Source organism: Streptomyces chattanoogensis, assembly GCF_001294335.1.
GTDB lineage: Bacteria > Actinomycetota > Actinomycetes > Streptomycetales > Streptomycetaceae > Streptomyces > Streptomyces chattanoogensis.
Genome location: NZ_LGKG01000147.1, coordinates 31,235 through 50,023, shown reverse-complemented (window position 1 = coordinate 50,023; position 18,789 = coordinate 31,235). Strand labels below are relative to the sequence as shown.

The 18,789-nt window shown below is 71.3% G+C and carries 17 protein-coding genes; 3 read left to right on the top strand and 14 right to left on the bottom strand.

The annotated features are described in order from the left end of the window. Positions 1-60 precede the first annotated feature (60 nt). Both ADL29_RS23830 and ADL29_RS23825 read left to right on the top strand, forming a co-directional pair. Positions 61-1,395 (top strand): cytochrome P450, encoded by a 1,335-nt coding sequence (locus tag ADL29_RS23830; RefSeq protein ID WP_053925646.1) that lies wholly within the window; start codon positions 61-63, stop codon positions 1,393-1,395. 691 nt (positions 1,396-2,086) lie between these two features. Then, complete coding sequence (locus ADL29_RS23825) at positions 2,087-2,617, top strand: hypothetical protein (protein WP_053925645.1); 531 nt, start codon at positions 2,087-2,089, stop codon at positions 2,615-2,617. A 616-nt stretch (positions 2,618-3,233) separates the two neighbouring features. On the opposite strand, the gene ADL29_RS23820 is transcribed toward ADL29_RS23825, so the two are convergent. Next, complete coding sequence (locus ADL29_RS23820) at positions 3,234-3,542, bottom strand: hypothetical protein (RefSeq protein ID WP_053925644.1); 309 nt, start codon at positions 3,540-3,542, stop codon at positions 3,234-3,236. Positions 3,543-3,571: 29 nt separating this feature from the next. Here ADL29_RS23820 and ADL29_RS23815 point away from each other — a divergent pair, with 29 nt between their 5' ends. Beyond that, a complete protein-coding gene (locus ADL29_RS23815; RefSeq protein WP_053925643.1) occupies positions 3,572-4,267 on the top strand; it encodes a phosphatase PAP2 family protein in 696 nt (231 codons plus the stop codon). Positions 4,268-4,309: 42 nt separating this feature from the next. On the opposite strand, the gene ADL29_RS23810 is transcribed toward ADL29_RS23815, so the two are convergent. From ADL29_RS23810 to ADL29_RS23750, 13 genes are read right to left on the bottom strand one after another with little or no spacing between them, the layout of a single operon-like run. Beyond that, positions 4,310-5,653 (bottom strand): glutamate-1-semialdehyde 2,1-aminomutase, encoded by a 1,344-nt coding sequence (locus ADL29_RS23810; RefSeq protein ID WP_053925642.1) that lies wholly within the window; start codon positions 5,651-5,653, stop codon positions 4,310-4,312. A 6-nt stretch (positions 5,654-5,659) separates the two neighbouring features. Next, positions 5,660-6,211, bottom strand: a complete 552-nt coding sequence (gene rfbC / locus ADL29_RS23805; protein WP_053925641.1) for a dTDP-4-dehydrorhamnose 3,5-epimerase — start codon at positions 6,209-6,211, stop codon at positions 5,660-5,662. Next, entirely contained in the window at positions 6,208-7,488 is a 1,281-nt protein-coding gene (locus ADL29_RS23800) for a polysaccharide pyruvyl transferase family protein (RefSeq protein ID WP_053925640.1), read from the bottom strand. The genes rfbC and ADL29_RS23800 overlap by 4 nt, the downstream gene beginning before the upstream one ends. Further along, the gene (locus ADL29_RS23795) at positions 7,485-8,441 is read right to left on the bottom strand and encodes a glycosyltransferase family 2 protein (RefSeq protein ID WP_053925639.1); all 957 of its coding nucleotides are present in this window, start codon (positions 8,439-8,441) and stop codon (positions 7,485-7,487) included. The genes ADL29_RS23800 and ADL29_RS23795 overlap by 4 nt, the downstream gene beginning before the upstream one ends. Then, a complete protein-coding gene (locus ADL29_RS23790) occupies positions 8,438-9,748 on the bottom strand; it encodes an MATE family efflux transporter (RefSeq protein ID WP_107095061.1) in 1,311 nt (436 codons plus the stop codon). Before ADL29_RS23790 ends, ADL29_RS23795 begins: the two co-directional genes overlap by 4 nt. Beyond that, positions 9,745-11,019, bottom strand: coding sequence for a DUF4910 domain-containing protein (locus ADL29_RS23785; protein ID WP_053925667.1), 1,275 nt, complete (start codon positions 11,017-11,019; stop codon positions 9,745-9,747). Before ADL29_RS23785 ends, ADL29_RS23790 begins: the two co-directional genes overlap by 4 nt. Positions 11,020-11,039: 20 nt before the next feature. Then, on the bottom strand, positions 11,040-12,065 hold the full coding sequence (locus ADL29_RS23780) for an NAD-dependent epimerase/dehydratase family protein (RefSeq protein ID WP_053925637.1): 1,026 nt from the start codon (positions 12,063-12,065) through the stop codon (positions 11,040-11,042). A gap of 3 nt (positions 12,066-12,068) precedes the next feature. Next, positions 12,069-12,761, bottom strand: a complete 693-nt coding sequence (locus ADL29_RS23775) for a PIG-L deacetylase family protein (RefSeq protein WP_053925636.1) — start codon at positions 12,759-12,761, stop codon at positions 12,069-12,071. After that, entirely contained in the window at positions 12,758-13,552 is a 795-nt protein-coding gene (locus tag ADL29_RS23770) for a glycosyltransferase family protein (RefSeq protein ID WP_053925635.1), read from the bottom strand. The genes ADL29_RS23775 and ADL29_RS23770 overlap by 4 nt, the downstream gene beginning before the upstream one ends. 13 nt (positions 13,553-13,565) lie before the next feature. Then, a complete protein-coding gene (locus ADL29_RS23765; RefSeq protein WP_053925634.1) occupies positions 13,566-14,810 on the bottom strand; it encodes a class I SAM-dependent methyltransferase in 1,245 nt (414 codons plus the stop codon). Beyond that, a complete protein-coding gene (locus tag ADL29_RS23760; RefSeq protein ID WP_053925633.1) occupies positions 14,807-16,015 on the bottom strand; it encodes a glycosyltransferase in 1,209 nt (402 codons plus the stop codon). Before ADL29_RS23760 ends, ADL29_RS23765 begins: the two co-directional genes overlap by 4 nt. 2 nt (positions 16,016-16,017) lie before the next feature. Further along, on the bottom strand, positions 16,018-17,250 hold the full coding sequence (locus ADL29_RS23755) for a hypothetical protein (RefSeq protein ID WP_053925632.1): 1,233 nt from the start codon (positions 17,248-17,250) through the stop codon (positions 16,018-16,020). Between the two features lies 1 nt (position 17,251). Beyond that, the gene (locus ADL29_RS23750; protein WP_053925631.1) at positions 17,252-18,781 is read right to left on the bottom strand and encodes a right-handed parallel beta-helix repeat-containing protein; all 1,530 of its coding nucleotides are present in this window, start codon (positions 18,779-18,781) and stop codon (positions 17,252-17,254) included. Positions 18,782-18,789 lie beyond the last annotated feature (8 nt).

Genomic DNA, 18,789 nt, shown 5'->3' with positions numbered 1-18,789 from the left:
CCGGAACCTCGGCCCGAAGCGCACACCGCCCCGCAAACCCGCTCATGAAGGACGGCCCCCATGCCACAGCGGCCACCCGCCCGAGCCTCGCTCCCGGAGACGGTGCTGTTGGCCGCCACCGTCTTCCTCCCCACCGCGGCTCAGGGCGCGATCCTCCGCCGTCCCCGCATGGTCCGCCTCGCCGCCGGATGCGACGCCAACCGCCGGGCCCATCGCACCCTCGCGCACCTGCGCCGACGGCACGGCGAAGGCCCGGTCTCGGTCCTCGTCCCCGGGCGGCGGGTGCTCCTGCTGCTCTCTCCGCAGGACGCCCGGCACATGTTCACCGCCACCCCTGCCACCAGGGAAAAGGCCGGCGGACTACACCACTTCCCACCCGACGGAGCCCTGATCGGCCCCACCGAATCCCGTCCCGAGCAGCGCGCCTTCAACGAGGCGGTGCTCGACCGGGACGCCTCCGCCCACCGGCTCTTCCCGGCCCTCACCCCGCGCATCCCCGAGGAGGCCCAGGCCCTCCTCACCCTCGTCGGCAGCTCGGGCCGACCGCTGCACTGGGAGGACTTCTCCGCTGCCTTCCGGCGCATCACCCGCCGTATCGTCCTCGGGGACGCCGCCCGCGACGACCACCGCGTCACCCAACTCCTGGACAGGCTGCGTGCCGACGCCGACTGGCTCACCCTGCGCAAGCCGAAGGAAAGGGTCCGCGACGCGTTCCTCGCCCGCGTACGCGCCTATGCGGACAGCGCCGAGCCCGACAGCCTGGCCGCCCTGGTCGCCACCGCCCCCTGCCCGGAGTCCGCCGAACCTCTAGGGCAGATCCCGCACTGGCTCTTCGCCTACGACGCCGTCTCCATCGCGGCCTACAGCGCACTCGCCCTCTTGGCCAGCCACCCCGAACACGCCGCCCGCGTACGCACCGCACTCGACGACGCCGACCCCGCTCAGCCGGCCACGGCCGACGCGCTGTCCCTCCTGCGAGCCTGCATCCTGGAGTCGCTGCGCCTCTGGCCCATCCCACCGGCCATCCACCGCGACACCACCGCGGAGACCACCTGGCACAACGGCACCACCACCCCGGCCGACACCACTGTCGTCTTCTACCGCTCCTTCTTCCACCGAGATCCCCAACACCTCGCGCATGCCGACCATTTCGAGCCCGACGCCTGGCTGGACGGCCGCAACGATGACAACTGGGCGCTGGCTCCCCTCAGCCACGGTCCGGCAATGCTCCCCGGTCAGGACCTCGTCCTCTACACCGCCGCAACCCTCCTCGCCGCGCTCCTCCGCGACCACAAAGCCCTCCTGTTGCTCCCCCGTCGCCCCTTGGCCCCGCCGCTGCCACTCCCCCACACCATCGACCACACCTCACTCCGCTTCGCCCTCACCCCCAAGTAGCCGCTGGGCAGGGCCGACAGCTCGGCAAGGCGCTGTCGGCGGCGTCTATGGTCGAGGGCATCGCCGAACAGCTCCGCTATCGCCCGCGTGGAAAGTCGAGCTCGACTCCGGGTATCAAGGGCCGCCGGTCAAGGAGTTTCCCCGCCAGGCGACCACCCCGCCGAAGAAGCCGAAGGACGACGCCTGCGACGGCGACGGCGACGGCGCCTGCGACGGCGACAACTATGCCTGGCACGAGGCGCGGCGCCGACAGTCCTCGGCCCGGATCTTCGTTGAGCACACCAACGCCGCACTACGGCAGTGGGCTCCTGCTTCGGCGCTTCACCGGCGTCGTGAAACACATGCCGAGACCCACATCGCGATCGCTGCCTGATCTCCGCCTGAGCCGCCAAACGCCCCAGCCGCCACCAGACGCACCGAACTCCTCCTCACTCCTCCTCGCCCGCGACACCACCCCCGAATCAACCGACAACCGCATGCAAATGCTGCACTGACCAGCAGAAATGGGGATCGCTGCCGGCGAGTCGGCGCGTGCGGTGACAGGCGCGCGGCGCCCGGCGGGCAGGCCGCTCCATGCCGTGCTCCGATGCGCTTTCGCGGGTGCGTCAGCATCTGGTCAACTGGCGGAAAGCGGTGGGCTAATGGTGGCGCGTCGGATCATCCGTCGAAGACGCCACCGAGAGGACCTCTGTTGACGATCACACGTTCCCGTTTCCTCGGCGCCGGAGCCGCACTCGCGCTCGCGTGCGGGGCTCTCCTTCTCCCCGTCCCTGCACATGCGGCCCCCAAGCTCCTGTCGTGCACGGGTACCCAGACCGTCACGTACAAACCGCCGCTGACCGACACGCCCAAGTCGACCAAGGTGACCATCACCGAGGTGTACACCTCCTGCGTGAATGTGGACGGCATCCGGTCCGGAACAGGATCCTTCTCGCTCACCGAAACCGCGTCCTGCACCTCGATCAACAACCCGCTGGGCGCGCAGGACAGCCCCACCTACACATGGAACACCGGTGACACGTCAGGAGTGCTCTTCAAAGTGACGAGCGTGGACAGGCTCGCCAACGGAACTACCCAGGTCACCGCCGTGGGTAAGGTCACCAACGGCTACGGCCAGGGCAACACGGCTACGCGCACGGTCACGCTGCCCACCCTCAACGCCACCGCCTGCCGAGCAGGGGTGCCCCAGCAGTCCGGGCCCGCGACGCTGACCTTCGTCTAGGGTCCCCCTTCAAACAATCTTGCCCAGAGCAGGAACGAGGCAAGTGGGACCGCCGCTTCGTAGAAGGCGGCGGTCTCGTCGTACCAGGCAGCTCCTGGCCCGCCAGTCAGGCCGGCACGCCGCAACACTCGCCGCCGTACTGAACAGACGGTCTCAGCTTGATCTTTCCAACGGGTCACTGGCGGAGCCAGAGGCGGACCGCGGCCACAGTTGGTACGGCAACGTACTCAGGCAGGTTGAGCTGCAGACCGGGCCAGGACGACCGGCGGACCCACGCTCTTCCGCATGCTGGAGTGTCACGAACACATCGAGGCGGAGCGGCGGCAACCGGGGGCCCGCGTCTTCCTCTCCGGCTACAACGGCGGCCACCCCTACGTGGGGCAGTTCCTCGGCGAGCTCGCTCATAACCGCGCCGCGTCATCTGGCAGACATCACCCGGTAGACGTGACGGCTCCTGCGCGGGCCAAGCGGTGCCGGGTATGCAGCGGCGTCAGGTCCCTGCTTACCCGGCGGGGTCGTGCAGGCCAAGAGCGGCGGTTATGGTCGCTGGAGGGTGGGTCGGGCACGACAGGGTGGGTCGGGCACGACTTGGGGCTCGTTGTTGGGGGGGTTGGTGTCAGCAGAAGCCGAAGGTCACGTCGACCGGCGTCCAGTGGCGTGGGAGCGCGTGGCCGGAACGGACGGTCGTCTGCGACGGTGTGTGGGTTTTCCCCGTCTCGGTCATCAGCGGGGAGTTCGGTTCGACCGCCGCCGCGTTGGGGGTTGCGGCGCGGACCCGGGCCACCATGGGGGCGGACAGTTGGCCCTTGGTGCGAAACGCCGGAAGGGCAGGCCCTTGGGGCAGGGTGAGCGTCGGCTGGTAGGGCACGGTGTGCAGCGGGTACCCGCCGTCGTGGGGCGCGGTCGCCGGCTCCGCCTTCGCCAACGCGGTCAGCGACCGGACGCGGTGGGCCGGTGACCGGCCGGCCGGCGCCCGCGGTGTTACCCCCGTCGCTGCGCGCGTGGCTCGGGCCGATCGCGGCCCTCGCCACGCTGATCGTCGTCGTACTGGGGGTCCGGTACGCCGGCCACAGCCGGCCCGGCGTGGTGGACGCGTGGATCCAGCCGGCGGTGGACGGTGTGCGGCCGCCGTGGCGGCACGTCGCTCTGGCCATGGACTTCTTGGGTGAGCCCGTCGGAGCGGCGATGTTGGTCGTGGCCGTCGTGGGCGGCTGTCTGCTGCTTCGGCGTCCTCGTGCGGCGGTGCTCGTCGTTGCCGGGGTCGGCATGAGCGTGGGGACGGCGACACTGCTCAAGTCGCTGGTGGGACGCACCATCCACGGCGACGGCAACCTGTCCTACCCGAGCGGGCACACCGCCTTCGTCACCGCGCTCGCCCTCATGGTGGCGCTGTTCGCGAGCGGCCGGCTCGGCCTCGGCAGGGCGGCCGGCACGTTGCTCGTGTTCGCCGCAGCGCTGGTTGCCGGCGCCGCCATGGGAGGGGCGCAGGTCGCTTTGGGCGCGCACTATCCGACCGACGTCCTCGGCGGCTGGTGCACCGCGCTGGCGGTGATACCGGCGACCGCGTGGCTGGTCGACCAGATGGCCGACCGGCTGGTCGATCGGATGGCAGATCGGATGGCCGACGCCAGGCGGCGGGAGCGTCGCTGACGTTACGTCACGCCATGTCACGTCACGTCAGGTCACCGGCAGTCACACCAAGCGACGGAATACGGGCTTGACCGGTCGCCCGGCCAGCCAGGGAGTGGGGTCGGCGGCCTCCAGTGCCTTCCGGTACACCGCGCATGCCTGGGCCACCACGTCGACGGTGCGGTCGATGTCGGCGTCGCAGAGCGCACTGCTCACCACGAACGACGGGGCCAGCACCCCGCCCGCGAGGAGCTGGCGCAGGAACAGGGTGCGGTATTCCTGCGACGGCTGCCTGTTCTCGTCGAGGGTGGCGAAGACCAGGTTGCTGGCCCGGCCCCGGACGACTACGTGGTCGCCGACGCCCATTCCGGCCGCGGCCTCGCGGACACCGGCGGCCAGCCTCTCGCCGAGGGCGTGCAGCCGAGCCGTGATGCCCTCCTCGACGTAGGTGGTTTGCACGGCCATCGCGGCGGCCAGCGAGTGCGTTTCCGCGCCGTGCGTGGTCGACAGCAGGAACACCCGGTCGCCGGAGTGACGCAGCCCGCCGCGCTCCATCAGCTCGCGTCGCCCGGCCAGCGCGGAGACGGCGAACCCGTTGCCCAGCGCCTTGCCGAACGTGGAGAGGTCGGGGGCGACGTCGTACAGGCCCTGGGCGCCCGCCTCGGACCAGCGGAAGCCGGTGATCATCTCATCGAAGATCAGTACGCAGCCGTGCCGGTCGGCCAGTTCGCGGAGGCCCTCGAGGTATCCGGGCGGGGGCTCGGTGTGGGAGGCAGGTTCGAGGATCAGGCAGGCGATCTCGTCCTGGTACCGGGTGAGCAGCTGCTGAGTGGCGGCCAGGTCTCCGTAAGGGAACGCCACAGTCAGCTCGGTGGTCGCCGCCGGAATACCGGCGGACATCGGCGTGGTGCCGATGAACCAGTCGTCGACGGAGAAGAACGGATGGTCGGCGCAGATGGCCACCCGTGGGCGCCCGGTGGCGGCGCGGGCGAGGCGCACCGCGGCGGTGGTGGCGTCCGAGCCGTTCTTCGCGAACTTCACCATCTCCGCGGTGGGCACCGTGGCCAGGAAGCGTTCCGCGGCCTCGACCTCCACGATGGACGGGCGGACGAAGTTGCTGCCGCGGTCGAGTTCCCGCCGCACCGCCTCGAGCACGCGGGGGTGGGCGTGGCCGAGGCTGACCGACCGCAGACCCGAGCCGTACTCGATGTAGCGGTTGCCGTCGACGTCCCAGACATGGGCACCGTGACCGCGGCTGATGACCGGGGCCAGGTTCTCGGGGTACTGGTCGTCGCCCTTGGCGTAGGTGTGCGCGCCCCCGGGGACCAGGGCGTGCAGCCGCTCGTTCGCCGTCCGCGACCGGGACTGGACGAACTGCCCGGCCCTTTCGGTGTGTTCGGTGTCCACGCCGCCTCAACTCTCCTTTTGCTTCAGGACGTCGGCGAGGCTCGGCGCCTCCCGGTCCCGCTGGGACATCGATGTGGCCGGCAGCGGCCAGGGAATGGCGAGCTCCGGGTCGTCGAAGGCGATCGTCACGTCCTCGGCCGGATCGTGCGGGCGGTCGATCCGGTACGAGGTGTCGGCGGTTTCGGTCAATGCCTGGAAGCCGTGTGCGCACCCCGCCGGGATGTACAGGGTCGTCTGTGTCTCGCCGGACAGCTCGAAGAAGGCCCGGTTGCGGTACGTCGGCGAGTCCGGTCGCAGGTCCACGACGACGTCGAAGATCCTCCCGTACGAGCACCGCACCAGCTTGGCCTCGCCGGCGCCGGAGCGCAGATGCAGGCCGCGCAGCACGCCCCGGACGGAGCGGGAGACGCTGTCCTGGACGAAGGCGTGCGGGTCGAGGCCCACCGAGCGGACCACGTCGGCGTCGAAGGTGCGGCAGAAGAAGCCGCGCTCGTCGGCGTACGGCGTGGGCTCGAACAGGTACGCGCCGGCGATCTCCGGGACTTCGGTTGCTTTCATGGAGACTCCTGCCGAGCGTGGGTGTGGGTGTGGGTGTGGGTGTGGGTGTGGGTGTGGGTGCGGGTGCGGGTGCGGTCGGTCGCCGGGAACACGGCTGCGGTCAAGGCAGCGAACTGGTGCGCTAGTTGCCGGGCGGCGGCCAGGTTCCGCTCGGTGAGGGTCTGCCGCAGCTCGGCCGATCGCTTCTCCAGCGCCCGGAACTGCTCGAGCAGCCGGTCGGCATCGACCTCGCGCGCCGGGTGGCGGTACGCGCCGAGGCCCATCTGCGTCATGAGCGCGTCGCTCTTGGCCGCGTAGCAGAGGGCGAGCACCGGCGTACCGGTCTTCAGCGCGCAGATCAGGTTGTGGTACCGGATCGCCACCACGGTGTCGGCGGCCGCCATCTCGTTCATCAGGTCGGCCAGTGAGGTCGGTTCGGCAGCGGTGACCAGCGGCGAGTCCACCGCGTCGAGGATCGCGGCGACCACCGGCGCATCGCACTGGTCGCCGGTGAGCAGCCGGACCGGCCTGCCCTCCTCGACCAGTGTGCGGACGAAGCGGATCGTCCCGTCGAGGTAGCGCCGGTGGATCTCCCCGGCTCGGGCGCGGTCGTCGTTGCCGCCGTGGAAGTCCATGACGCCGACGCAGACCGTGCCGGGAGAGTCCGCGGGCGTGCTCGCCTGCGGCGTCGGCAGGGAGAAGGCGAGGTCCGGATAGACCTCGTCGCGCGCGGTGTTCACGCCCATCGCCCGCATCGCGTCGCGGGACTGGGCGTCCCGGTACGAGCGGTACGCGGCGAGCCGCGCCGACCAGCGCACCAGGGCCCGGGTGGGCCGGTTGCGGATCTCGGCGGCGCCGACGCTGACCAGCGCGACCCAGGTGCCGAGCAGCCGTCCGCTTGCGCAGAGCAGGAACAGCGCGTACGGGAAGCCCCACGGCCGCAGCGGCAGCGTGGCCTCCAGGACGCCCATGCCCGGCACGATCACCACGTCGTGCCGGCGCACCCAGGCGGCGGTGCGGACGGCGTCGACGAGTTTGCCCAGGCCCTTCGCCGCGATCGCGCCCGCGCGGGACGCGGTCCGGTACTCCGCGCGGTTCCAGTGCAGCCGCGTGGCGGGGATCCCGAACCGGGCCGTCACGGCCTCGGGTCCGCCGCACAGCGCGTCCACGACCGCGTCCGGGTGCTCGGCGCGGAGGTAGCCGAGGACGGCCTCGAGCGATCCGTCGTTGCCGAGGTTGCCGGAGCCGAGCAGGCCGAACACCCCGACGCGCACCGGAGTTTCGTCCGCTGACGTCATGCCTGCCTCCCTGCACGACCTTCACGGCCGGCGACGAGGGCGTCGACGGAGACCGTGAGCAGGGCCGGGTCGACCGGGGCGCGGTCCTCGACCCGCTCGCCGGCGCCCGGCCGGACCCGGCTGGTCATCCACGCGGCCAGGTGGCGGTAGCACGCGCGCCGGTCGGCCGGGGACAGCGGCGCCCGCCGGATCGCTGCGACGAAGCCCCAGACGTACTCGGCGAGCAGCCGGGGCGTCGGGTGCAGCGGGCCCGCTCGGCGCGGGTCGAGGTTGACGCACCGGGAGCGCTTGGAAGGGTTCGCCCGCTCGGCGCGGGTGGGGTGGTCGCGGCGGAAGTACAGCAGTTCGGGCACCTGGTGGAAGGGCCCGTGCAGGGTGATCTCGGCGACGAACGTGCGGTCCGCGTGGTGGTAGCTGTCGAGCGGTTTCACCCGGCGCAGCACGTCGGCCCGCAGCACCCCGTAGAAGTCGTCGCCGCCGGGCTCGAACAGCAGACTGCGGAAGCGCTCCGGCGGGTGCGGCGAGTCGGTGGCGAGCCGGTACTCGTACGGGACCTTCAGCTGGCCGTCGCCGTCGATGACTGCCTGGTCGGTGTGCGCGAGGATCACGTCCGGCCGCTCATCCAGCGCCTCCACGCAGCGCCGCAGCAGGTCCCGGCCGTAAAGGTCGTCGTGCGAGGCCCACTTGAACAGCTCGCCGCGGGACTCGGCGAACACATGGTTGTGGTTCGGCGTGGCGCCGATGTTCCGGGGCAGCCGGAGGTACCGGATGCGTGAGTCCTGCGCGGCGTACTTGCGGCAGATGTCCTGGGTCCCGTCGGTCGAGGCGTTGTCGGAGATGACCAGCTCGAAGTCCTCGTAGGTCTGGCCGAGCAGGGCGTCGAGCGACTCGGCGAGGTACTCCTCGCCGTTGTACACGGGCAGGCCGATGCTCAGCCTGGGTTGCGCGGTCATGAGGTCCTCACTTCGGGGATGGGGTTGTGGTGGTGGTGCTCGCGCAGGGCGGAGCGCAGGTGCAGCCACCACACGGCCGAGCTGCTGACGGTTGCGGCGGCGACGCCCCAGGCCGAGCCGACCGTGCCGGCCACGGCCGCCCCGCCGAGCCCACCGCTGACATAGCAGGCGGAGGCGAACAGCTGGCAGCGCAGGCTGCGCCGGGCCGCGCCGAGTGCGCGCAGCCCGGCCGCCGCACCGGTGCCGAGCCCCGCGCCCGCGACACCGAGGGTGACGGGCACGATGAGCTGCGCGGCGGAGTGCCAGACGCCGCCGAGCACCAGCTCGCCGAGCCGGCCGGGCACCAGCAGCAACGCCGCGCCCCAGAGCAGCGCACCGGCGGCCTGCCCGCCGCCCAGCAGAAGGCAGAACGTGCGGAGGCGGTGCGGGGCCCGCCGCAGCACCCGTGCCGCCTCCGGGACGGTGACCAGCGACAGCCCCATCAGCACGGCGAGGAACGGGCCGAGCAGGAGCTCGGCGCCCCGGACCGCACCCACCGCGCCGACCCCGACGATCGCGCCGAGCCCGTACGCCCGCAGCTGGCTCGCGCCACTGAGGCTGACGTTCTCGACCAGGTACCGGTAGCCGAGATCGCGCTGGTCGCGAAGCCACCCGCGCGCCTCGGTCATCCGGGGCCGGATGCCGGACTGGAGGTAGCCGTACCCCGCGGCCACCGTGGCGGAGGCGCCCCAGGCGAGCACGAAGGCGGCCACGGTGTCCACGCGGGCCGCCACCACCATGGCGGGGACGAGCGCGACGCCCCACACGACGTCGTTGACGAACGCCTTCCGGCCGGTGCCGGCGGCGAAGAAGGAGAAGCGCCAGGCGTCCTGCAGCAGCAGCCCCGGCAGCATGACGCCGAGGGCGGCGAACGCCGGCCCCACGCGGCCGCCGAGGCCGAGCCCGGCCACCAGGCACGCCGCGCCGAGGGCCGCGCCGACGCCGAGTGCGGTACCCGTCGACCGGGCCACCGCCCCGCGCCAGGACGCGTCCGGCACGCCGCTGAAGCGCACCACGAGCGGGTCGGTGGCAAGGCCGCGGGAGACGTTGAGCACCACGCCGTAGGTCACCCAGGCCAGGCTGAACACGCCGAACGCGGTCACCCCCAGCGAGCGGGCCACGTAGATGCCCACCACGAAGTTGCTGATGCTGGAGGCCGCCTGGTCGGCCAGTCCCCAGGACAGGCGGCCGACGATGGCCCGCCTGGCGGATCCGGCCGGTGGCGCCGTTGTCTGCGGATTCTCCCCCTCGTTGGTCATCGGCGTCATGCCTTGATCAGCCCGGCGCCGTGCAGGGCCCCGGCCGCGACGGCAACGGTGTCGAACGGCAGCCCGGACCGCTCGGCGACGTCCAGCAGACTGTGCTCGCCGTCGGAGAGGTTGAGCACCCAGAGCATGGCCATCTGGGCCTGCTTGGTGTCGCTGCGGCCGCCGAGCGCGTCGTACAACCCGCGTCGGCCCAGCTGTGGTTCGCCGTAGGGACTGAGGTTGACGTACCGCCGGTTGCGGTCCAGGACGGCGAACGCCTCGCGGCAGACGGCGAGGGTGTCCGCCATCGCCTGAGGGGAGACGAAGTCCGGGTTGTCCGCCGAGGTGTGGTACTCGGGGTAGCCGGCGTACGGGGTCCGGCTGAGCGAGCCCACGCCGAGATTGAACCCGGGCGAGCAGTACTGCCGCTCGTCGTAGCCGTACGGGGTGAACTCGTTGACGTGGTGCGGTCGTTCGGAGGCTGCCAGCACGTGCCGCATCACCCGGTCGATCTCCGCGTCGCCGCGTCTGCTCTGCTTGTACGTCAGTTGGCCCGGGTCGCCGGCGCAGGCCAGCACCAGGCCGTGCTTGACCCGGTCCACCCGCTCGGTGTTACGGGCGAGCCAGGTGATCGCGCCGATGGTGCCGGGCGCGTAGAGGAACCGGTAGGTGTAGTACGGCGTCTCCTGTGCCAGCGTCCGGGCCAGGAACGTCGCCACCGCGATGCCTGCCAGGTTGTCGTTGGCCAGCGAGGGGTGGCAGACGTGGCAGGAGACGATCACCTCGTCGGGGACCTGCCCGGGGACCACGTGCTCGCCGTAGGTGAGGTGGCCGTCTGCGAGTGTGGAGTCGATGCGTACCTCGTAGTCGCCGTCCGGTAGCGCGTCCAGGGTCTCCTGGGCCAGGCAGAATCCCCATTCCGGCGTGTAGTAGCTGGTGCGGTACGGCACCCAGGTCGGATGGTCGGGCAGGGTGTGCAGGTGTGCGCGCAGCTCGGCCAGCGGCATGGTCGCCGACACCGGCACGCTGTAGCCGAGCACGTGCAGGCTGGACGCGGCGAAGTCGACGACCCGGTTGCCGGCGGTGTCGGCGATGTACGCGTCCCGGATGTTCCATTCCTGCGGCACCGTCCAGTCGAGCACCTGCGTCCCGGTCGGCACCTCGTGCACCTGCAGCGGGACGTACTCGCCGACGATCTCCAGGGTGGCGCGCACACCGTCGCCGGTGATGCTCCGGCACAGCGGGTACAGCAGCTCCACCAGCGCGTGCATCTCTTCGCCGGCCGAGGTCATCGGCTGTTCGCCGGTCTCGGTCATCGGCGCCACCGCAGGGTGTCGTCGACGGAGCCGGCGTCGGACGCCGTGCGCAGCACGGCGAGGCGGGTGAAGCGTCGCTCGAAGTCCTCCGGGGTCAGCCCGAACTTCCGGTAGGAGTCGGCGAGTTCGAGCGCGCCCTGCTTCACCGTCCACTCGCAGTCGAAGCCGGGGATCGCGGCGCGGAACCGGGAGAAGTCCACGCGGTACGAGCGCGGGTCGGCGCCGTTCTCCCCGGTGATCCTCACCTTCGCACCGGACACCGCCTCGGCGACCTGTTCGGCGATCTCGGCCACCGTGACGTTGTTGGTCTCGCTGCCGATGTTGAACGCCCGGTCGTGCACCGCTTCGCGCGGCGCGGCCAGCGCGGCCGTGAAGGCCCGTGCGATGTCGGCGGCGTGCACCAGCGGGCGCCAGGGGGTGCCGTCGGAGAGCACCAGCACCTCGCCGGACAGCAGCGCGTGGCCCACCAGGTTGTTGAGCACGATGTCGGCGCGCAGGCGGGGTGAGTAGCCGAAGGCGGTGGCGTTGCGCATGTACACCGGGGTGAAGTCGTCGTCGGCGAGCGCGTGCAGGTCGTCCTCCACCCGCACCTTGGACTCCGCGTACGGCGTCACCGGGCGCAGCGGGGCGTCCTCGGTCACCAGGCCATCGCCTCCGGCGGCGCCGTAGACGGAACACGTCGACGCGTACAGGAAGCGCCGTACTCCGGCGTGGCGGGCCAGCCGGGCCAGCCGTACGGACGCGTGGTGGTTGATGTCGTAGGTGAGGTCCGGTGCCAGCGATCCCAGCGGGTCGTTGGAGAGCGCGGCCAGGTGGATCACGGCGTCCACCCCGGCCACGTGGTCGGCCGTGACGTCGCGCAGGTCCACCCGGTGCCCCGCAGGGTCCGCGGGCGGCGGGCCGAGGACGCAGTCGGCGAACAGGCCGGCGTCCAGCCCGACGACCTCGTGCCCGGCGGCCGCGAGGACCGGGGCCATCACGGTGCCCAGGTAGCCCTGGTGTCCGGTCAGCAGTACGCGCAAGGTTCATCCCCCCAGATTGGACGTGCCCAGATTGGACGTGCCCAGGTCGAAAGTGCCCAGGCTGAGCGTGAGTTTGGTGACGGCGAACGCCTCGGCGTAGCGCGCGTGGCATTCGATGCCGCGGATCCGGGCGAGGCCGAGGAAGGCCTCGCGGTCGTACCAGGGCCGGTGCCGCTGCGACGGGTAGTGCTCCTGCAGCAGTTGCACCTTCTGTTCGGCGATCTCCGGCGACAGTGGCTGGTACGCCGCCGGACGGCCGAGATCGCCGTCCCACTTGACGATCTCGTAGCCCAGGACCAGGTGGTTGCGGAACGCGGTGGGTATCAGCTGCGCCAGACCGCGGTGATCCTGGTGCGCGTCATCGGTCCGCGGGGCGAGGATCAGGTCCGGCTCGGTCTGCCCGCGCAGCTCCTCGACCGCGGCCTTGGCCTCCTCCCAGTGCACGGGCATCCGGCCGTCCGGCAGCTTGAGCACGGTCAGCCGCAGGTCGGCACCCGGGCAGAAGGCGGCGAGCGCGGCCCGCTCCTCCTGCTCGCGTTCGGTGCCGCCGCCGGAGAGCACCAGCGCGTCGATGCGGATGCCCGGTCGCGCGAGGCACAGCGTCAGCAGCGTGCCGCCGGCGCCGATGGCGATGTCGTCGCAGTGCGCGCCCACCGCGACGATCCGGTCCAGGGGCCCGGCCCCGAGCCGGATCACGCCCGAACTCCGGCACGGTCCCGTTCCCACACGGCCCACGGGCGGTCGCCCCGGGCGTACGCGGCGTCGAGCGCGGCCCGCTCCTTCACGGTGTCGGTCGGCTTCCAGAAGCCGCGGTGCTGGTGCGCCACCAACCGTCCCTGCTTGGCCAGTTGGGCGCATCCGTCGGCGACCAGGTCCCCGTTCTCCGGGATGTGGTCGAAGACCTCCTGGCGGAGCACGAAGTAGCCGCCGTTCTCCCACAGCGGCAGTTCGCTCACCGCGGTGATGCCCCCCACCAGGCCGTCCTCGCCCAGGTCCACGCAGTGGAACGAGGACTGCGGCGGCACCACCATCATCGACGCGCCGGCGTCGCGCCGGGCGAAGTTCTCGATCATCTCCGGCAGGGGGGCGTCGGTGAGCACGTCGGCGTAGTTGGCGAGGAACATCTCGTCGCCGTCCAGGTGGTGCCGCACCCGGCGCAGCCGCTCCCCGATCGGCGACTCGATGCCGGTCCCCGCGAACGTGATCGTCCAGTCGGCGATGTCGGTGGACAGCAGCTCGGTCTGCCCGCCCCGCAGCACGAAGTCGTTGGACGTCGTCTCCTCGTAGTTGAGGAAGAAGTCCTTGATGTGGTGCGCCCCGTAGCCGAGGCACAGGATGAACTCCGTGTGCCCGAAGTGCGCGTAGTAGCGCATGACGTGCCAGATCAGCGGGCGCGGGCCGACCATCGCCATCGGCTTGGGCACGTCGTCTGCGGCGCCGCTGCGCATCCGCATCCCGTAACCGCCGCAGAACAGTACGACCTTCATGCTGTGACCTCTTTCACGACGTGACCTCGACAATGCTCAGTTCCGGGATGGGGAAGACGAGGCGGCCGCCCCAGTCGTGGACGAAGGACAACTGCTCGGTCAGCTCGGCGCGCAGGTTCCACGGGAGGACGAGGACGTAGTCGGGCTTGTCGGCGGCTATCTGCTCGGGCGGCAGGATCGGGATGCGGGTGCCCGGGGTGAACCTGCCGTGCTTGTAGGGGTTGCGGTCGACCGTGTAGGCGAGCAGGTCGGGCCGGATGCCGCAGTGGTTGAGCAGGGTGTTGCCCTTGCCCGGGGCGCCGTAGCCGACGACCGTCTCGCCGCGCTCGGCCGCCTCGATGAGGAACCGCAGGAGGTCGCGGCGTACCTTGGCCACCCGGGCGGAGAACTCGGTGTACCCGGACAGCTCCTGCAGCCCGGCGGCCTTCTCCCGGGCCAGCACGTCGGCCACCTGCCGGGTGGGCTCCCCTGCCGCCTCGGCCGGCCGGGCCCACAGCCGGATGGAGCCGCCGTGCGTGGGCAGCAACTCGACGTCCACGAGCGCGAGTCCGCCGCTCGCCAGGGCTCGGATCGCGGACGCGACCGTGTAGTACTGGAAGTGCTCGTGGTAGATCGTGTCGTACTGGTTCTCCTCGATCAGGGTCAGCAGATGCTGCACCTCGATGGAGACCCAGCCGTCGTCGGCGACCAGGGCGCGCAGCCCCCGGGTGAACCCGACGACGTCGGGGATGTGCGCGTACACGTTGTTGGCCACGACCAGGTCCGCCGGGCCGTGCTCGGCGCGGACGGCCGAGCCGGTGTCCGGGGACAGGAACTCCGTGAGCGTGGGCACACCCGCGTCGCGCGCCGCGGCGCCGACGTTCACCGACGGCTCGATGCCCAGGCAGCGGATCCCCCGGTCCACCACGTGCTTCAGCAAGTACCCGTCGTTGCTCGCGACTTCGACCACGAAGGCCTCGGAGCCATCGGTGCCGAGACCCACCCGCTCCACGGCGTCGGCGACGAACGTGCGCGCGTGCTCCACCCAGGACGTCGAGTACGAGGAGAAGTACGCGTACTCCTTGAACGTCTCCTCCGGCGTGATCAGCGGCGGGATCTGCGCGAGCCAGCAGTCGGTGCAGACCCGCAGGTGCAGCGGATACGCCGGTTCCGGTTGATCCAGTTGGTCCGCGGCGAGAAAGCTCTCACACGGTGGCGTCGCCCCAAGATCGACGACGCTCGCCAGCGCTTCCGAGCCGCAGAGTCGGCATCGTGTCATGTACTGCCCCCCAATAGTTCCGTCCGCCCCGCGATCGCGGTGCGGTACCCCTCCACCAGGCGCTCCAGCCCGACGGCCGGGCTGAATCCCTGCTCGTAACGGCGCCGGGCCGCCTGGCCCATCTCCCGGTTACGGTCCGGATCTGCCGTGATCCGGCGTATGCAGGACGCGAGCGAGGCTGCCTTGCCCGGCCGGTGCAGCAGCCCGGTCACGCCGTCCTCGACGAGTTCCACGAAGGCGCCGTGACCGGCGGCGACGGCCGGGACCCCCGCTGCCATCGCCTCCACGACGACCAGGCCGAACGCCTCCAGCCACGTCGAGGGAGCCACCACGGCGACCGACCGCGCGACGGCCTGACGGCACTCCGCCTGGTCATACAGACCGACGTAGCGCACGTCGTCCCGGCCCGCCGCCCAGGCGGTCACCTCTCGCTCCAGCGGCCCCGCGCCGGCGACCACGAGCGGCACGCCCGCACCGCCGTCCGCGGCGATCTCGTCCCACGCGGCCATGAGCAGCCGCACGCCCTTGGCCTCCGCGAGCCGGCCGAGATAGAGCAGATGCTCGCCGGCGCCCGATCGGCGGACGCCGGGCTCCGGCACGAAGTTGTGCTTCACCGCCAGCCGCTCGGCCGGCATGCCGGCCCGCACCAGGACGTCGCGCTGCGCCGCGGAGATGCAGAAGAACCGCTCCACGCCGGACCACCACCGCTGCCGGTTGACCGACAGGCTGACCGCGAGCGGCACCGTCGCCAGCCGGGAGCTGCGGTAGCAGCCGTGCCGGACGGCGGGCAGCGGCGCCGACCCGACGCACTCGGTGCACGGCCGGCCGTCCCGTTGCAGCGTGCCGGGCGGGCAGACCTGGGTGTAGTTGTGCAGCGTGGCGACGGCGGGCACGCCTGCGTCGGCGCAGGCGGCCAGCACCGCGGGCGACAGGAGCGGGAAGACGTTGTGGACGTGCACCACGTCCGGCCGCTCGGTGCGCAGCCGGTCGGCGAGCTCCGCACGGACCGCCGGGTTCCACGGCACGAGCAGCGGCACCGCGACCTTGCCCGGCAGGGACCGGGCGGCGATGTCGTCGCTGCGCCGCTCGAACACCTCGACCCGGTGGCCGGCCGCGCGCAGCAGCGCCACCTCCTGGTCGACGACCTTGTTCTCCCCGCTCGGCTGCGCCGAGGCGTAGCGGTTGTGCACCACGAGGACGTGCATGCTCAGGTCACCTCCGATTTCCGGGCCCATCGCGGATTGCGTCGTCCGGGGACTTCGGGCGTCGCTAGGGGCGTGGCCGCGGCAGGTGTCGCCAGCAGGCAGGCGGCCACGGCCAGATGCAGCAGATACGGCGAGGCGTCGCCGAGACCGGCCTCGGTGTACGACGCGATCGCGCAGTAGCTGATCAGGAAGATCGCGCAGGCCCTCGACAGCGACGGTGGCCGCAGCAACGCGACGCCGCCCAGCACGATGATGATCGCCGCGACGAGGGTGACGCCGGTCAGACCCTGCTCGTGGTAGACGGCCAGCCAGCTGTTGTCGATCGGCAGCCCGCCGAACGACTTGTCGCCCAGGCCCGCGCCGAAGAGCTGCTCCGAGGTCGTCCGGGGGGCTGCCAGCAGGGCGTCCCAGACCTTGGCCCGGCCGGTGAGGTTGGAGAAGTTCTCCTGGCTCTGCCCGCGCAGGAACCATGCCTGCAGCGCGGAGCTGAACGCCACCGCGGCCACCGTGCCGCACAGCACCGCCCAGGCGAAGAACCGGCGGGCGGCGGCACTGGTCAGGATGAGCGAGCCGATCGCCAACGCCAGCCCGGTGAACAGGCCGAGCGTGGCCGTCCGGGTATGGGTCAGCGCGAGCAGGACGAGTGACGGCACGATGACCACCGCCGCGCCGGCCCGGTCGGTCCGGCGGCCCACTACGAGCAGCACGGTGAGCCCGATGATCACCGCGGCGTACTGTCCGATCTGCGGCGGGGTGAGCGGCCACAACGCGCCGACAAGGCGCCCGCCGTAGAGCTCGGGCATGGCCGCGCCCGGTGAGATGACCAGGCCGGCGGCCACCGACCCGAGCACCGCGAAGTACAGCCGGATGTGGTGCCGGACGAACCTCAGGCCGCCGTCCCACCAGCGGCTGAGCAGCCACAGCGTGCCGACGAAGAGAGCCAGCCGGGCGCAGCGGAACAGCGCGCCGAACCCGGACTCCAGGTGCACGCTGGAGATCACGCTCGCCACCAGCAGCAGGGTGAGCAGGAACACGTAGGCGCTGGCTCGGATGCGCAGCCGGAGATTGACCAGGAGCGCCAGCGCGAACGCGGCGACCAGCGCGCCCATGGTGACCATCTGGATGAGGGAGCGGGGCAGCGGGACGATGGTCTTCGCCCCGGCGGAGCCGAGCGTGTTGAGGATCAGCAGCCCCCAGACCGTACCGACGATCTTCGACGTGTGGTCCGCGCGCATCTCAACCACCGTCCCGTGCGCGGAAGGTGCTGCCCGCGTCCTGCTGGTACGGCGTGCCCTGCCACTGCCCGAAGTCGAGCACCCGGCTCGGGTCGTGGGCGACGAACTTCCACGGTCCGAGGTAGACGTTGTCGTGCCAGCGGTTGTGCTGTTTGCGGGTGATCGCCTCGGCCACTCGTTCGCCCTGGTAAGGCGACCAGTCCGGATAGGTGCCGTAGTTGGCCAGCACCGCCATGCGGTCGCACTTCACCGTGCAGTCGACGACGGACTTGTCCAGCACGAAGCGGTTGTCGTGGATGTCCACCCGCTGGGTCTTCCACCGGCAGTCGGCGTAGAGCGGTGCGGTGGCGATCGCCGGCCGCGCGCAGCGGTCGGAGTGCCGCGCCAGCAACGTGCAGTCACCGGACGAGGTGTTGGCCGGGCTGTTGCAGAACCGGTCGGCGTTCTCCCACAGGGTGATGCCGGACCAGTTGTTCTCCAGCACGTTCCGGTAGATCTCGATCTTGTCCGTACGGGCTCGGATCCGTGGTTCGCCGCCGGCCTCGGACAGGTAGACGGTCGCGAACGGGAAGCTGTCGCCGCCGTCGGCGGACCTGCGGCCCTCGACCCAGTTGTTCCGCCGGATCGTGTTCTTCCGGATGACCGCGTTGTAGCTGGTCTCATAGATCAGCGCGGCACCGTCGTTGGCCTCGAGCACGTTGTCCTCGATGCGGAAGTCGTTGTTGTTGGTGTCCGCCCATAACCCGGCTCCGCGGTTGTCGTGCACCCAGTTGCCGCGTACGTCGGCGCCGTTGACGGCCCAGAACTTCACGCCGGCAGTGCAGCCGCAGCCCGGCCGCCGCCGCTCCCAGTCGTCGGTGTTGTTGGCCACGATCTCGTTGCCCTCGACCACCAGGCCGCTGACATGACCGGTGGCCTTGTACGCGTTCATGCCGTACTGACCGTTGCCGCGCAGGCAGTTGGCGCGGACCCGCTGGCGAGCACCGGCCATCAGCCCGGCGCCGGAGTTGTGCTGGATCGTCGTGTGCTCGATCACCCACCCGTCGGCCGAGTCATGGTTGACGACACCCTCGTTCTGCGGCGCGACGAAACCCTGCACGGTCAGGTAGCGGAGGGTGACGTGGCGGGCGGTCCCGCCGAACGCGTACTGGTTGGTCTTCCGGCCGTCGAGCACCGCGCCTGGCGCGCCGACGTAGCTGTTCCCCTTCTTGGGGATGACCTGGGAGTAGCGGTCCGGCTCGAGCCTGTGCTTGCCCGGTCGAAGCCAGAACGTGGTGTTCGGGGGGTGGCTCTTGGTCTTCGCGGCCAGGTCACCGACCACTGCGGGGTCGACCGTCACCGCGCCCGACGGCGCCTTCGCCGGCCCGGCCGCGGGCTTGGCGCACACCCGGGCCACGGACCGGGCCGCGGACGTGGAGGGCGCGGCCTGCGGCTCCGCCCCGGCGCTCGACGTGCTCACACAGCCGGTCGCCGCCAGGGCCAGCGTCAGCGGTGCCGCCGCCCACGCCCAGTGCCGCCTCTTGATCCCCACGCGCCCCT